Source organism: Enterococcus sp. AZ080 (assembly GCF_051714945.1).
GTDB lineage: Bacteria > Bacillota > Bacilli > Lactobacillales > Enterococcaceae > Enterococcus_B > Enterococcus_B pernyi.
In genome coordinates, this window is the sequence record NZ_JBIOSV010000001.1 from 824118 (window position 1) to 839461 (window position 15344).

Below are 15344 nucleotides of genomic sequence, written 5' to 3' on the forward strand. Positions count from 1 at the left end.
ATGATTTGAGAGACTGGTTGGTTCTTTTGTAGCCTTTACTTTTTTTCAACAAGTATTTTTCCAAGTTCTTGCCAATCTTCTAAAATCGTTTCTGTCAGTGTTCGATTATAAAAAATGGCCGCCGGGTGGAAGAGGGGAAGAACACGATACTGTTTAGTGGAAAATTGATAAGCATCATGCTGTGGATTCAACTCTAAGACTGGTCCGGTATACAGTTTCCCATGATTTTTTGAAATCGTATAGCCGTTACCTAATAAACGTTGTAGCCCAATATTGCCTAGCGTGGCAATCAAAGAGGGCTGTATATGTTGCAGTTCGTAATCTAAGATTGGTGCATGAGCAAAAACTTCCGTTTTACTGGGCGTTCGATTCGGATAAACGATCTCTGATTTTTTTGTCCGTCCATTAATGCGTTGGACGATTCGATAAGGACGGCTTCTGACAGCGCTAGTAATATACACTTCATCTCGAGATAAACCGACTGATTTTAGTGCGTTCATCAACTCTTTGCCAGCTTGGCCGCTAAATGGAATGTGATTTTCAATTTCTGTTTTACCAGGGGCTTCGCCAACTAACATCAATTTGGGTCGGATAGGACCTTGCCCAGCGACAAATCCTTCCACACGGTGTCCTTGAATACGCCGAGTTGCTTCGTCAATCAAATGTTTTGGGTAATCCATAGTATCAACTCCTATTCTTGTCCATTATAGAAAGAAATCGTTCAATTGACGAATGATTGGCAAAATAAAAAAGTTGTTGACTATTATAGTAGGATTTGTTATTCTAGTAATGTTGTAATTGTGGTCTCCACAGCTACAACCGCACAGAATGAGTTTGATTAAGTACAGGACACCCTGTCACTCTGGATGGCGAGTCTAAGTATGAAAATAAGGAGGTGCTTTAAAGCATGTACGCAATTATTAAAACAGGTGGTAAACAAGTAAAAGTTGAAGTTGGACAAACAATCTACATCGAAAAACTTGACGTTGAAGCAGGCGAAAAGGTTGTATTTGACGAAGTTATTCTAGTAGGTGGCGAAACTACGAAAGTAGGCGCTCCAACCGTTTCTGGTGCAACAGTTGAAGGTACAGTTGAAAAACACGGCAAACAAAAGAAAGTCGTTACTTTCAAATACAAACCTAAAAAACACTCACACCGTAAACAAGGTCACCGTCAACCATACACAAAAGTGGTTATCGACGCGATCAACGCTTAATCTGCGTTTGAGAAAGAAGGCCTAAACAATGATCAAAGGGACTTTTAAACGAAATGACGCTGGTCAAATCGTTTCATTTACTTTGACTGGGCACGCTGATGCCGGTCCTTACGGAAGTGATATCGTTTGTGCAGGTGTTTCTGCTTTAGCGATCAGCACTGTCAATGGGATTTCATCATTAGCTGGTTTTGAACCGATTGTTGACATGAATGAAGAAGAAGGCGGCTATTTGTACGTCGAAGTAATTTCACGATTGACACAAGAGCAAAACAATATTGCGGAAATCTTATTGGAGAATCTCCTATTAGGTTTACAATCGATCGAAGCTGAAAACCCAGAATATATCCAAACAAAAACAATTAATGATAAATAGGAGGTGCAGACCATGTTGTTAACAATGAATCTACAATTATTCGCCCACAAAAAAGGTGGCGGTTCTACATCTAACGGCCGTGACTCAGAATCAAAACGTCTAGGTGCAAAACGTGCTGACGGACAAACAGTTACAGGTGGATCAATTCTTTACCGCCAACGCGGAACAAAAATTTATCCAGGTGTGAACGTAGGTATTGGTGGAGATGACACTTTATTTGCTAAAGTTGACGGTGTTGTTCGTTTTGAACGTAAAGGCCGCGACAAAAAACAAGTGTCTGTTTATCCAGTAGCTCAAGAAGCTTAATGAACAGTTGGCTCTATTCCTTGCCTAGCGAGGGATAGAGTTTTTTCATTTTTTCTGAATCAATAATGATTTCCGGCTCAAACAGAGTCAGGCTTTTTTTGCGTTAGGAGAATGATTGGCTGTAAAAATAGTTGGTTTACTATTTTCGCTAGTTCTAACTGGAAAAAGATATCGCGCAAAGTAAAAAAGAGATAATCGTTATCTGTTATCTGAAAAAATAGTACACGTTTAGACTTGTCTAAATTGCTTAATAAATAAACAACGAATGTTCTTTTTTATTTTAAGCGTGTCTTGTTTTCTTTTTTGATATAAATAGTTGACGAATAGTGATTAAATCAATAGTATTAGGTTTTAAGGACAAGAGAAGAGGGGCGAAAATATTGGCAAAACGAATTGACCGAATTTATACGTATGTCAAAGAAAAGACCGCTCATTTATCTATAGATGAAAACGATCAAGGTGTAACGACCCAAGAGATCGCGGAAGTTTTAGGTATTCAACGTACCAATAGTAGTAAAGATCTCAACAAATTAGTACGTGAAGGAAAACTAAAGAAAATGGATGGTCGTCCAGTTCGGTATGTCTATCAAGAAAGACCGACCATTGAGAAACCATTATCCAAATATGTACCTAGTTATAAAGAAGAATTGACTCACGTGAAAAAAACGAGTCTTCAAGTAGATACGAAAGATATTTTTGCCAAAATCATTGGCGCCAATGGTAGTATGAAAAATTCAGTGGAACAAGCAAAAGCTGCCATTTTGTATCCTCCCAGAGGGTTGAACTGTTTGATCACTGGTCCGACTGGTTCTGGAAAGACTTATTTTGCTCATGCGATGTTTCATTTTGCTAAAACCAACCATGTGGTGGAAGAAGACACAGAGTTGATCGTCTTTAACTGTGCGGACTATGCTAACAACCCTGAATTACTGATGAGTCATCTTTTCGGGTATGTCAAAGGTGCGTTTACAGGTGCGGAAGAAGAAAAAATGGGAATCATAGATCAAGCGGATGGCGGGATGCTTTTTTTGGATGAAATTCATCGACTCCCACCCGAAGGACAAGAAATGATTTTTTACTTTATGGACCATGGTACCTATAGTCGATTGGGCGAAACAACGAAATCTCATGAAGCGAATGTTCGAATCGTCGGTGCAACGACTGAAGATCCAGGTTCGGCATTACTTGAGACATTTGTACGCCGTATCCCGATCAATATCAAGTTGCCTGCTTTTGACCGACGTCCAGCGAATGAAAAAATCGATTTAGTCAAAATCATGATCGCTCACGAAGCGAATCGTACGCAAAGAAAAATTTCTTTAACAGAAGATGTTGTGAAAGCGCTAATAGGCAGTGTTACTTATGGAAACATTGGACAGTTGAAGTCGAATATCCAATTGGTATGTGCGCGAGGATTTCTAAACCACATGAACAAACCTGAAATATCGATCACGATCGATGATTTAACTGAAGGGATTCGAAGTGGTTTGATCCAACTAGCAAGTAATCGAAAAGAAATGGCAGAGTTATCCAAGATACTTGATCCTAAAATCACCGTTTTTCCAAACGATGATGTGATGCAGTTACAGGCAGACTCCTATGAGTTGCCTTATAATCTTTATGACATTATTGGTGATAAAGCTGCTTTGCTCAAGTCAGATGGCTTGGACCAAGAAGCAATCAATCACTTTATCTCAACAGATATCAATATCCATTTAAAGTCATTCTATAAAGATCACGGTTTTTCATTTAATGCAGATAATAAGTTGGCGGAATTTGTTGACCCTAAAATTATTGAAGTAACGAATCAGATTTATCTCATGGTGAAGCAATCTTTACCATATGAGTTTCAACAAAATTTTATTTATGCGATGAGTCTGCATATCAGCTCTTTTCTAAAACGAATCCATTTAGGAGAAGAGCGGCATACAAATGATAATATCCGAGAAATGGCCATTGATTTTCCTGAGGAATACGCACTGGCGAAAGAAGTACGGAAACATATCGAAATGTATTTCCAAGTGGAGATCCCAGAAAGTGAAGATTACTATTTGACTGTATTACTTGTTTCATTACGAGCTAATCAAGCAAGTGGTCGGATCGGGGTCGTTGTGGCTGCACATGGCAATAGTACCGCAAGCAGTATGGTGCAAGTGGTTCAACAGTTGCTAGATGCGGATAACGTCCGGGCAGTGGATATGCCACTAGACATGGACCCTAAAACTGCTTTAAGTCGGATTGAGCGTAGTGTGCAAGAAGTAGATGAGGGGAGTGGAACGATTCTTCTGGTGGACATGGGTTCGCTTGCGTCCTTCAATGCTCAGATACAGCAAGATACGGGTATCCCTGTCCGAACAGTCGATATGGTCACGACTTCTTTAGTTTTAGAAACAGTACGTAAAGTGTCGGTGCTGGGAACAGATCTTGACTTGCTTTATGAATCCTTGAAGAATTTCCGAGGGTATGCTGAAGTCTCAAGTGGAAATGTTGCAGAAGCGGACGACAAACAACGAAAGGCCGTAGTGGCGATCTGTGCCTCAGGAGAGGGAACAGCACAACGAATCAAATCATTGATCGAGCGTGCAGTCAGTAAAAGACAAGAAGCTCAATTGGAAGTAATTGCTTTGTCCATCGTTGATTTGAAAACTAAGCTACCAAAGATCCAAAAAAATTATCAAATCATTGCGACGACTGGGATTACGGACCCACATATCGATGCACCATTCATTCCTTTGGAAAGATTTATTGATCAAAACATTGAGGTGATTTTAGATCAATTACTGTTAGAGTCAGAGTTAGATGAAACCGAAGATGTTTTATTAAATGAAGAAACAGCCAAAAGTACATGTGTGTCATTTATCGCAGATAATTTTACATTTATCAATGGAGAAAAGTTAATCGATCCTCTCTGGAAATTTGCAGATGGGTTAATGGATTCAGCAAGCATTGATGTAAAAGAATACGGATTTATGATCAACCTTGTTCTACATGCGGCGGGAATGATTGAGCGTGTCATCTTAAATGAACCGCTCTCTTTAGAAAATCAAGATAATCGTTCGATTAAAAACGATCCGCTCTATGTTAAAATTGTTGAGCCACTAAATGATTTAGAAGAAAAGATCAAAGTGAAGTTTCCGTTAGAAGAAGTGTATTATCTATTGAAAATGATCACTAACCATTTGGAGAAAAAAGAATACACTAATGAAGATATACACAAAAACGATACACTAAAATAGTGTATCGTTTTTGTGTATTGTATAAGAAACCGTTAAATAAAGTAGTGTATCTTTAAAAAGTTGGCACGGTTCTTGCTTTTAATAAAGTGTGCTTAACGGAAATGCTTCCGACAGAAGTGGGAAGATGTTTTGAGTAGTGATTTAATAAAAAGGAGATTTACGAATGGATATTCGATTAGCACGTATAGATGATCGTTTGATCCATGGGCAAGTTGCAACTGTCTGGTCTAAATTGACTGGCGTTGAACGTATCATCGTCATAAGTGACGTAGTAGCGAAAGACAAGTTAAGAAAGTTTCTTTTAAAAGAAGCTGCTCCACCAGGGATCATGGCAAATGTCATCACTGTTGAAAAGATGATCCAGATCTTTGAGAGTGGACTCTTAGCGCGAACGAAAGTGATGCTTTTATTTACTAATCCTAAAGACGTTGAGAAAATTGTCCGAAGTGGTATCCGAATTGATTCTCTAAATATCGGGGGAATGAGTTTTTCTGAAGGGAAGACCATGATCACAAATTTTGTGTCCGTCGATCAACGAGATATCGAAGCCTTTCATTTTTTGGATGGTCAAGGTGTGGAGTTGGAGATTCGGAAGGTACCCGCTGATCGGAAAATCTTTTTAATGGAATTGCTGGCCAAAGCCAAGAAAGCATAAAATTGTTGTTGCGTAACGGTCAAATGTATCTGTTGTAAAAGGCAAGCACTTATTTTTATTTTTGATTTTGTTACAACAAAAAGAAGTAGGAGGTATAAATATGGTAGGGATTATCCTAGCAAGTCATGGGCAATTTGCTGAAGGAATCTTACAGTCGGGTTCAATGATCTTTGGCGAACAAGAAAATGTCAAAGCTGTTGTTTTACAACCGAGTGAAGGTCCAGATGACTTGAGAGCCAAATTAGAAGAAGCAGTCGCTTCCTTCGATAACCAAGACGAAGTCTTATTCTTAGTTGATTTATGGGGCGGAACACCGTTCAATCAATCAAACACATTATTTGAAGAACACAAAGATAAGTGGGCAATCGTAAGTGGTTTGAACTTGCCTATGCTGATCGAAGCATATGCTTCACGTTTTTCAATGGAATCAGCACATGAAATTGCTGCTCATATCATTGAAACAGCAAAAGAAGGCGTGAAAGTCAAACCGGAAGAATTAGAACCAGTAGTAGAAACGAAAGCTGCGGCACAAGAAGCTGCACCTTCAGGAACACCTGGTAAGTTCACTTATGTTTTAGCACGTATTGATTCACGTTTGTTGCATGGACAAGTAGCAACTGCTTGGACAAAAACAACAAATCCAACACGGATCATCGTTGTATCTGATGCTGTAGCAAAAGATGAGTTACGTAAAAAATTGATCCAACAAGCTGCACCTCCTGGTGTAAAAGCACACGTTGTACCAGTTGAACAAATGATCAAACTTGCAAAAGATGATCAACACTTTGGCGGACAACGCGCATTGCTATTGTTTGAAAATCCTCAAGATGTCGTGCGTGCAGTTGAAGGTGGCGTACCATTAGAAACAGTGAACGTCGGATCAATGGCACATTCTCCAGGTAAAGTACAACCGAACAAAGTACTTGCTTTCAGTCAAGACGATATTGATTCATTCAATAAATTGAAAGAATCTGGCGTGAAATTCGATGTACGTAAAGTACCGAATGACTCTAAAGGAAACATGGATGAAATTTTGAAAAAAGCGCAAGAAGAACTAAAAAATCGTGCTTAATTAATTATCAGAAAAAATGGAGGATTACTATCATGGATTTAAATATTATTCAAGTGATCTTAGTCATCATCGTTGCATTTTTAGCTGGTATGGAAGGAATTCTTGATGAATTTCAATTCCATCAACCAGTTGTTGCATGTACGTTGATCGGCTTAGTAACTGGAAATCTAGTTCCTTGTCTTATCTTAGGTGGTACATTACAAATGATCGCTTTAGGTTGGGCAAATATCGGTGCCGCTGTCGCTCCCGATGCTGCATTAGCATCTGTTGCATCTGCAATTATTTTAGTTTTAGGTGGTCAAGGTTCAGCCGGCGTTTCTTCAGCAATCGCGATTGCTGTGCCACTTGCTGTTGCTGGTTTATTATTAACAATCATTTGTCGTACGATTGCGACAGCGTTTGTTCATTTGATGGATGCTGCTGCAAAAGATGGTAACTTTAGAAAAGTTGAATTATGGCATATTGTTGCAATTTGTATGCAAGGTGTTCGTATTGCGATCCCTGCTGGTTTGATCTTAGCTATTGGTGAAGGTCCAGTAAGAAGCTTGCTTGAATCTATGCCTGTTTGGTTGACAGACGGTTTAGCTATCGGTGGTGGAATGGTCGTTGCCGTAGGTTACGCAATGGTTATCAACATGATGGCTACAAAAGAAGTATGGCCATTCTTTGCAATCGGTTTTGTATTGGCAACTGTATCAGAAATCACTCTTATCGGTCTAGGCGCAATCGGTGTTGCTTTAGCTCTTATTTACTTGGCACTTTCTAAACAAGGTGGTTCAGGTAACGGCGGAAGCTCAAACACTGGTGACCCACTAGGCGATATCATCGATAACTATTAAAGGAGGCGTTCACGAAATGGCAGAAGAAAGAATTCAATTATCTAAAAAAGATCGTATTTCTGTTTGGTTGCGTTCGACTTTCCTTCAAGGATCATGGAACTACGAACGTATGCAAAATGGTGGTTGGGCATTCTCAATGATCCCAGCGATCAAAAAATTATATAAAACAAAAGAAGACCGTGCGGCTGCGTTGACTCGTCATTTAGAGTTCTTCAACACTCACCCATATGTTGCTTCACCAATTCTAGGGGTGACTCTTGCACTGGAAGAAGAACGTGCAAATGGCGCACCTGTTGATGATGTTGCGATTCAAGGGGTTAAGGTTGGTATGATGGGACCTTTAGCTGGTATCGGTGATCCAGTCTTCTGGTTTACAGTAAGACCAATCCTTGGAGCTCTAGCTGCTTCTCTAGCGATGGCTGGAAATATCTTAGGCCCAATCATTTATTTCGTAGCTTGGAATATCATCCGTATGGCATTTATGTGGTATACACAAGAATTCGGCTATAAAGCGGGTTCTAAAATCACAGAAGATTTATCTGGTGGTTTGTTGCAAGACATCACTAAAGGTGCTTCGATCTTAGGTATGTTCATCTTAGGTTCATTAGTTAACCGTTGGGTATCAATCGGCTTTGCGCCAGTAGTATCAAGCGTTAAACTTGACGAAGGTGCTTACATTGATTGGAGTAGTTTACCTGCAGGTGCAGAAGGTATCAAGAGTGCGTTGGAACAACAAGCAGCTGGACTTTCTCTATCTGACTACAAAGTAACAACATTACAAGACAACTTAGACAGCTTGATCCCTGGATTAGCTGCGTTGTTACTAACATTGTTTTGTATGTGGTTATTGAAGAAAAAAGTTTCACCAATCGTTATCATTCTTGGATTATTCGTAGTGGGTATTGTTTTCCACTTGATCGGATTAATGTAATCTAAGGCAATAAAAGACTAAATAAGCTGTGACAGAAATCAATCATTGATTTTTGTTGCAGCTTTTTTCATAGAATGCGACGAGACTTTACTTCAGCTTTCTTCTGATCGAATGGTGGACGATTGTGGAGAACCGTTTATTGGAGACAGTATCTATGCTCGAAAAGGTATACTATTTATGATAAGATGTCTTTGATATAGAAGTAAAAAACGTGAAATTAAAAGGATGGCTAAGCTGAACGAATAGCCAAATCATTGAAACGGTGCGACTTCTAAGTACTGTAACTTTAGATTGATTAGAAATGGAGTGCTTGAAATGGTACAATCCCTGAATACAAAAGTTGACTTAACGATGAATGCGACATCTTATCTAGGTGTGGCAGAATATGGGAAGATCATGATTGGTGATAAAGGTTTTGAATTTTACAATGATCGTGATGCGCGGAAATTCGTCCAGATCCCATGGGAAGAGGTAGATGTCGTGATTGCCTCTGTGATGTTCAAAGGAAAATGGATTCCACGTTTTGCGATTCGCACAAAGAAAAACGGAACTTATTCATTTTCTGCAAAGCATCCCAAGGAAGTTTTGCGAGCAGTCCGTAAGTATGTTGATCCAAGTCACATGGTTCGCTCTTTAAGTTTGATCGACGTAGTCAAGCGAGGCATGATCGGTATTTTCAAGCGTAAATGATTTGTAGTTAGCCCTCATCGTTTGCCTGCTATTTATTTCTTATGATAAAATTAAAGAGTAAAGAGGGAGGTTATACGATGAGTTGGTTATGGACATTGATTGTTGGTGCAATCATTGGAGCGATTGCTGGAGCAATCACAAGTAAAGGAAATTCAATGGGATGCATCACAAATATTATTGCTGGTTTGATTGGTTCAACGATCGGTCAAGCGATTTTTGGCAACTGGGGACCAAGCGCTGCTGGTATGGCACTTATTCCATCTATTTTAGGGGCAGTGATCTTAGTTGCAGTTGTCTCATTTTTCTTTGGTAAAAGATCTTAGAAATGAAAGTCTAAAGCGTTTTGACTTGAGGGAAAAGCTCAAGCCAAAACGCTTTGTTCGTTTCTATTGAAGGAATTTATCTTTCCTATGCCTTTAAAAAAGAAAGTTTGCTATAATGATAAAAAGAGTGCAAAGAAAGAAGGAATTTACACATGATGTTACGAGTAGAAAAGTTACGCAAAAAAATGCGAGAAGCGAATCTAGATTCATTTTTAGTGACAAGTCCTTACAATCTCCGCTATTTGACTAATTTTACAGGAACGACTGGGTTAGCGGTCATCACATTAGAGAAAGCCTTCTTTATTACGGACTTCCGTTATACAGAACAAGCAGCTGCGCAAGCGCAAGGTTTTGAGATCATCAAAAATGTCGCGCCGATTTTTGAGGAAGTCGCTGATTTGACTCGAAAAGAAGGATTGAAGAATCTAGCATTTGAAGAACGTACAGTTTCATTTTTAGAGTATTCAGTATTGGAAGAATTACTGGATGCAGAGTTGATCCCAGTTTCTGACATGATCGAAGAATTACGGGAAGTAAAAGATGAAGATGAATTAGTGATCATTGAAAAAGCTTGTAGCATCGCTGATATGGCTTATGATCATATCCTTAAAATGATCCAACCAGGGATGACAGAGATCGAGGTCGCGAATCAATTAGATTTCTATATGCGTTCACTAGGTGCATCAGGTGTGTCTTTTGAAACCATCGTGGCAAGTGGTGTTCGTTCAGCAATGCCACACGGAGTGGCTAGCCAAAAGATCATTGAACAAGGTGATATGATCACGATCGATTTTGGTTGCTATTATGAAGGATACGTTTCTGACATGACACGTACGTTTGCAGTCGGCGATCCTGGAGAACAATTGAAAGAAATCTATCAAATCGTTTTAGATGCCCAATTGGCAGTTCTAGAAGCAGCGAAACCTGGAGTGACAGGTATCCAACTGGATGCAGTAGCAAGAGACTACATCAGCAAATACGGCTATGGAGAAGCATTTGGCCACTCCACTGGACATGGTATCGGCTTAGAGATCCATGAAGGTCCTAATGTATCTGCGCGAGCAGAGAAACCATTTGTTGTGGGCAATGTCATTACGGATGAACCAGGAATCTACTTACCAGGAATCGGTGGCGTCCGGATCGAAGATGACTTATTGATCACTGCTGAAGGAAACCGGGTATTGACTCACTCACCAAAAGAATTGATCATTTTGTGATAATCAGCGTTTTTCAATAAATGTAAATGTCAAAACTCAGACTTTGTTATAGAAAATGGGCTCATTTAATGATACACTATAAGAGAAATCAAGCGATTGTAAACGGCGCGTTTTTTCACGCATGACTGATTTACAGGCGACAGTTTTCCTAGGTACATGACTTCGCTTTTTGAAGTGAAAGATGTATGTAGGCAAAAGGAGGAATAAATAAAAATGGCAGACGAAAAAAACTTAGTCTTACATGCTAATCAAGATTTAGGAGAAATCGTGATTGCACCAGAAGTGATCGAAGTCATTATCGGTATTGCAGCTTCTAAAGTCGAAGGGGTCTACGGAATGCGTGGGACTTTTGCTAGCAATGTCACAGAATTGCTAGGTCGCGCAGCGCATGGTAAAGGTGTATATTTAGTCAATGACGAAGAAGGTTTGAAAGTTGACTTATATTGTTATTTAGAATATGGCGTATCAGTACCAAAAGTAGCGATGGAAATGCAGGATCGTGTTCACCAAGAAGTACTTTTCATGACCGACATTGCATTAGCTGAAGTCAATATCCATGTCGTAGCAGTTGTACCAGAAAAATTGGAACAACCAGCAATCGATGAACTTTTTGAGGACGAAGAGGAAGAAAATGAATAAAGAGTTATCAAGACACGAGATCCGCGAGATGGCATTACAGGCATTGTTCCCATTAGATTTTAACACTGATCTGACAAAAGAAGATGCAATTTTCAATGCGATCGAGTTGGACCATCAAGAGATGATCAATGAAGAGCAATCAGAATTTGTTCCAGTATATCTAGACACACTAGTTGGTGGCGTCTGTGCAAAAAAAGCATCGTTAGACACGATCATCGAAAAGCATTTAAAAAATAATTGGCGGATCAACCGCATTTCCAAAATGGATCTGATTATTTTAAGAATCGCGATTTTCGAAATGATGTACGTGGATGACGTGCCTGCAACTGTTGCATTGAATGAAGCAATCGAGTTAGCTAAAACATTCAGTGACGACCGTTCACGTAAGTTTGTAAATGGTATGTTATCGAATGTGTTAAAAGAATTAGAAGCTGGGGCGTAAGTCCTAGCTTTTTTCTATGATAGTTAGTAAATCTGGTTATGTTACAAGTGGTTTATATGGTAGAATGAAAGCAAAAATATCTGGGAGTGATCGTATGTCAGAATTGATGAATGGAAAAGAATTAGCAGAAAAAATGCAAGCAGAACTTGCGTTAAAAGTAAAAGAGCTTAACGAACGACAGATCAATCCCGGATTAGTTGTTTTATTAGTTGGAGAAAATCCAGCAAGTCAAGTCTATGTTCGTAACAAAGAACGAGTTGCGAATCAATTAGGTATTTATTCAAAAGTAGAGCGTTATAGTCAAAAAATCTCCGAAGATGAGCTTCTAAATGAAATTGAAAAATATAACAATGATCCACGCTTCCATGGGATCCTTGTGCAGTTGCCTTTACCAAAACATATTGATGAAGAGAAAGTGTTATTAGCAATCGATCCTAAAAAAGATGTTGATGGTTTCCATCCATTTAATCTAGGACGTCTATTTGCAGGGAATCCTGATAAGATTCCTTGTACGCCTTATGGGATCATGAAGATGTTTGAAGCATATGATATTGATTTGACTGGCAAGCGTGCAGTAGTGATCGGTCGCAGTAATATTGTCGGTAAACCCATGGCGCAACTTTTGTTGATGGCTGATGCGACAGTCACCATTGCTCATTCAAAAACGAAAGACCTTCCAGCGTTAACTCGTGAAGCAGATATACTCGTAGTAGCGATCGGGCGTGGCCATTTTGTAACAAAAGACTTCGTCAAACCAGGTGCGGTAGTTGTCGATGTGGGGATGAATCGGGATGAGGATGGAAAACTGATCGGTGATGTCAAATTCGATGAAGTCGCTCCTCTTGCAAGCTATATCACGCCTGTCCCTAAGGGAGTAGGTCCAATGACGATCACGATGTTGATGGCACAAACGGTCCAATCAGCTGAAGCAGAGCGAGGAGAGTTATGACGCAAGAATATTTAACAGTTACCACCTTAACCAAATATTTGAAACGAAAATTTGAAGCAGATCCATATCTGGAAAGAGTTTATCTAACTGGCGAAATCTCGAATTTCCGTATGCGAGCGAATGCGCATCAATATTTCAGTTTAAAAGATGATCATGCAAAAATCTCTGCGATCATGTTCAAAGGTGCTTTCCAAAAGTTACGTTTTCAACCAAAAGAGGGCATGAAAGTGTTGGTGATCGGTCGGATCTCCCTTTACGAGGCCAGCGGTTCTTATCAAATTTACGTGGAACATATGGAACCTGATGGCGTCGGTGCGTTATATCAAGAGCTAGAAGAACGAAAAGAGAAATTGATGAAAGAAGGTCTATTTGCTGGACCTAAAAAGGCATTGCCGAGATTTCCAAAACGCATCGCCGTTTTAACAAGTCCTAGTGGTGCGGTCATTCGTGATATTATCACGACGGTCAAACGCCGTTACCCAATCGCGCAACTTGTTTTGTTCCCAACTGTTGTGCAAGGAAACCAAGCAGCAGATGATGTCGTCCGCAATATCCAACGCGTTGAAGCGTTAGGAAATTTCGATACAATGATCATCGGACGTGGTGGTGGGTCGATCGAGGATCTTTGGCCTTTCAATGAAGAACGGGTGGCTCGTGCGATTTATCAAGCAAAAACACCGAGCATCTCTTCTGTCGGTCATGAGACAGATACGACGATTGCTGACTTAGTGGCTGATGTTCGAGCAGCGACACCGACGGCAGCAGCTGAGCTGGCTGTTCCAGTATTATCGGAAGAGTTGATGCGGATCAAGGAAAGACAAGCCCGCTTAGAGCAAGGGTTTTTACGCCAAATCCAACGAAAACAAGAGCGGTTTGCCCGCTCAAGACAATCCTATGTCTTTCGCCAACCTGAACGACTTTATGAGGGACAAACGATCAAGCTAGATCAATTGCGGCAACGCTTGTATCAAGCAACGCAACAAATTTACCATGCGAAAGAAAAACAAACTATGACCTTAAGTCATCAGTTGCAACAAGTTGCACCAATTTATCGAGTGAAATCAGCCAAGCAAGAAACAAGCTACTTAGAAAAACGACTAGAAGAAAAAATGTACCAATATATGCAACAACAGCAACAAAAGTTTCAACAGACGGTTCAATCACTTGATTTACTTAGTCCTTTAAAAATCATGGGTAGAGGGTATAGCTACACCACGTTGCATGATCAGGTGGCAAAAAGTGTCGATGAGATCCAAGTCGGTGATGAGTTAGTCATTCATTATGCAGATGGACAGGTCAAAGGCAAAGTGGAACAGATCAAAAAGGAGACAGAATAAGATGGCAAATCCAACATTTGAAGAATCATTGCAAGAATTAGAAAAAATCGTCATGCAATTAGAGCAAGGAGACGTTCCATTAGAATCAGCGTTAGATGCGTTCAAAAGAGGAATGGAATTAAGTAAGCAATGTCAAGATACTCTTTCTAAAGCAGAAGAAACCCTTACAAAAATTATGACTGAGACGAATGAAGAGATCACTTTTGACGAGAAAGAGGGGACACAATGAAACTAACCGATTTTTCTGCGACTCACCTTCCTTTGGTAGAAGAAGAAATGGTTTCTTTCATTACGGAATATACTTCGGATGTACGCTTGAAAGAAAGTATGATCTATTCGATCCATGCAGGAGGAAAAAGAATCCGCCCACTTGCTTTATTAGCAACCGTGGCTTCTTTTGATGCCAAGATCGATGCTTCAGCTTATCAAGTAGCAGCAGCATTAGAGATGATCCATACGTATTCATTGATCCATGATGATCTTCCAGCAATGGATAACGATGACTTGCGTCGAGGAAAACCAACCAACCATAAAGTCTATGGGGAGGCAATCGCAATTTTAGCAGGGGATGGATTATTGACGGGTGCCTTCCAGTTGATCAGCATGACCCACTTAGCGAACTCACCAAAATTGTTATTATTGCAACAATTGGCTGTTAGTGCTGGGACACAAGGCATGGTTGCAGGCCAAGCGGCAGATATCCAAGGGGAAACGAAAGATTTGGCGCTAGAAGAACTAGCATTGATCCATGAACGAAAGACTGGACGTTTGATACGTTATGCTTTGCTAGCAGGTGGGATTTTAGCAGAACAACCAGAAGAAGTTTTGGTACAATTACAACAAATTGCCGCTCATCTTGGGTTAGCTTTTCAGATCCGTGATGATTTATTGGATGTGACTAGTACGACAGAAGCATTAGGGAAAACAGCTGGCAAGGATGAACGAGCGGATAAAAATACGTATCCACGCTTATTAGGGATCGAGCAGACAAGAGCTGCGTTGCAACGAGAAATCCATTCCGCCAATAGGATCATTGCCGAGTTAGAACAAGAAGTTTGTTCATTTGATGGAGAGATTCTTCGTCAGTTGGTCAAACGATTTGATGAGAAGTGAGGAAGA

At 40.0% G+C, this 15344-nt stretch carries 18 protein-coding genes and 1 other annotated feature; of the genes, 17 read left to right on the plus strand and 1 reads right to left on the minus strand.

Going from position 1 to position 15344, the window contains the following annotated elements:
- Positions 1-35: 35 nt before the first annotated feature.
- Positions 36-680 carry a uracil-DNA glycosylase gene (locus IGK01_RS03840; RefSeq protein ID WP_010736014.1) on the minus strand — a complete coding sequence of 215 codons (645 nt, stop codon included), beginning with the start codon at positions 678-680 and terminating at the stop codon, positions 36-38.
- A gap of 127 nt (positions 681-807) precedes the next feature.
- Positions 808-887 (plus strand) — a sequence feature (ribosomal protein L21 leader region).
- A gap of 20 nt (positions 888-907) precedes the next feature.
- Here IGK01_RS03840 and rplU point away from each other — a divergent pair.
- From rplU to IGK01_RS03925, 17 genes are all read left to right on the plus strand, one after another.
- A complete protein-coding gene (gene rplU, locus IGK01_RS03845) occupies positions 908-1216 on the plus strand; it encodes a 50S ribosomal protein L21 (RefSeq protein WP_019723824.1) in 309 nt (102 codons plus the stop codon).
- Between the two features lie 28 nt (positions 1217-1244).
- A complete protein-coding gene (locus IGK01_RS03850; protein ID WP_010736012.1) occupies positions 1245-1589 on the plus strand; it encodes a ribosomal-processing cysteine protease Prp in 345 nt (114 codons plus the stop codon).
- Between the two features lie 12 nt (positions 1590-1601).
- Positions 1602-1895 (plus strand): 50S ribosomal protein L27, encoded by a 294-nt coding sequence (gene rpmA / locus IGK01_RS03855; RefSeq protein WP_010736011.1) that lies wholly within the window; start codon positions 1602-1604, stop codon positions 1893-1895.
- 380 nt (positions 1896-2275) lie between these two features.
- The gene (locus tag IGK01_RS03860; RefSeq protein ID WP_010736010.1) at positions 2276-5131 is read left to right on the plus strand and encodes a sigma-54-dependent transcriptional regulator; all 2856 of its coding nucleotides are present in this window, start codon (positions 2276-2278) and stop codon (positions 5129-5131) included.
- A 163-nt stretch (positions 5132-5294) separates the two neighbouring features.
- Complete coding sequence (locus IGK01_RS03865) at positions 5295-5786, plus strand: mannose/fructose/sorbose PTS transporter subunit IIB (RefSeq protein WP_010736009.1); 492 nt, start codon at positions 5295-5297, stop codon at positions 5784-5786.
- A gap of 100 nt (positions 5787-5886) precedes the next feature.
- Complete coding sequence (locus IGK01_RS03870) at positions 5887-6858, plus strand: mannose/fructose/sorbose PTS transporter subunit IIA (RefSeq protein ID WP_010736008.1); 972 nt, start codon at positions 5887-5889, stop codon at positions 6856-6858.
- Positions 6859-6890: 32 nt separating this feature from the next.
- A complete protein-coding gene (locus IGK01_RS03875) occupies positions 6891-7697 on the plus strand; it encodes a PTS mannose/fructose/sorbose transporter subunit IIC (RefSeq protein WP_010736007.1) in 807 nt (268 codons plus the stop codon).
- Positions 7698-7713: 16 nt separating this feature from the next.
- The gene (locus IGK01_RS03880) at positions 7714-8628 is read left to right on the plus strand and encodes a PTS system mannose/fructose/sorbose family transporter subunit IID (RefSeq protein ID WP_019724014.1); all 915 of its coding nucleotides are present in this window, start codon (positions 7714-7716) and stop codon (positions 8626-8628) included.
- 315 nt (positions 8629-8943) lie between these two features.
- Positions 8944-9318 (plus strand): DUF956 family protein, encoded by a 375-nt coding sequence (locus tag IGK01_RS03885; RefSeq protein WP_010736005.1) that lies wholly within the window; start codon positions 8944-8946, stop codon positions 9316-9318.
- 77 nt (positions 9319-9395) lie between these two features.
- On the plus strand, positions 9396-9641 hold the full coding sequence (locus IGK01_RS03890; RefSeq protein WP_010736004.1) for a GlsB/YeaQ/YmgE family stress response membrane protein: 246 nt from the start codon (positions 9396-9398) through the stop codon (positions 9639-9641).
- A gap of 152 nt (positions 9642-9793) precedes the next feature.
- Positions 9794-10858: a M24 family metallopeptidase gene (locus IGK01_RS03895; protein WP_010736003.1), complete on the plus strand. Its 1065-nt coding sequence runs from the start codon at positions 9794-9796 to the stop codon at positions 10856-10858.
- Positions 10859-11071: 213 nt separating this feature from the next.
- A complete protein-coding gene (locus IGK01_RS03900) occupies positions 11072-11497 on the plus strand; it encodes an Asp23/Gls24 family envelope stress response protein (RefSeq protein ID WP_010736002.1) in 426 nt (141 codons plus the stop codon).
- Positions 11490-11939 (plus strand): transcription antitermination factor NusB, encoded by a 450-nt coding sequence (gene nusB / locus IGK01_RS03905; protein ID WP_010736001.1) that lies wholly within the window; start codon positions 11490-11492, stop codon positions 11937-11939. Before IGK01_RS03900 ends, nusB begins: the two co-directional genes overlap by 8 nt.
- Before the next feature lie 94 nt (positions 11940-12033).
- Positions 12034-12888: a bifunctional methylenetetrahydrofolate dehydrogenase/methenyltetrahydrofolate cyclohydrolase gene (locus IGK01_RS03910; protein ID WP_010736000.1), complete on the plus strand. Its 855-nt coding sequence runs from the start codon at positions 12034-12036 to the stop codon at positions 12886-12888.
- The gene (gene xseA / locus IGK01_RS03915; protein ID WP_010735999.1) at positions 12885-14225 is read left to right on the plus strand and encodes an exodeoxyribonuclease VII large subunit; all 1341 of its coding nucleotides are present in this window, start codon (positions 12885-12887) and stop codon (positions 14223-14225) included. Before IGK01_RS03910 ends, xseA begins: the two co-directional genes overlap by 4 nt.
- Position 14226: 1 nt before the next feature.
- Positions 14227-14454 (plus strand): exodeoxyribonuclease VII small subunit, encoded by a 228-nt coding sequence (locus IGK01_RS03920; RefSeq protein ID WP_194179766.1) that lies wholly within the window; start codon positions 14227-14229, stop codon positions 14452-14454.
- Positions 14451-15338, plus strand: coding sequence for a polyprenyl synthetase family protein (locus tag IGK01_RS03925; protein WP_062805515.1), 888 nt, complete (start codon positions 14451-14453; stop codon positions 15336-15338). Before IGK01_RS03920 ends, IGK01_RS03925 begins: the two co-directional genes overlap by 4 nt.
- Positions 15339-15344: the final 6 nt, after the last annotated feature.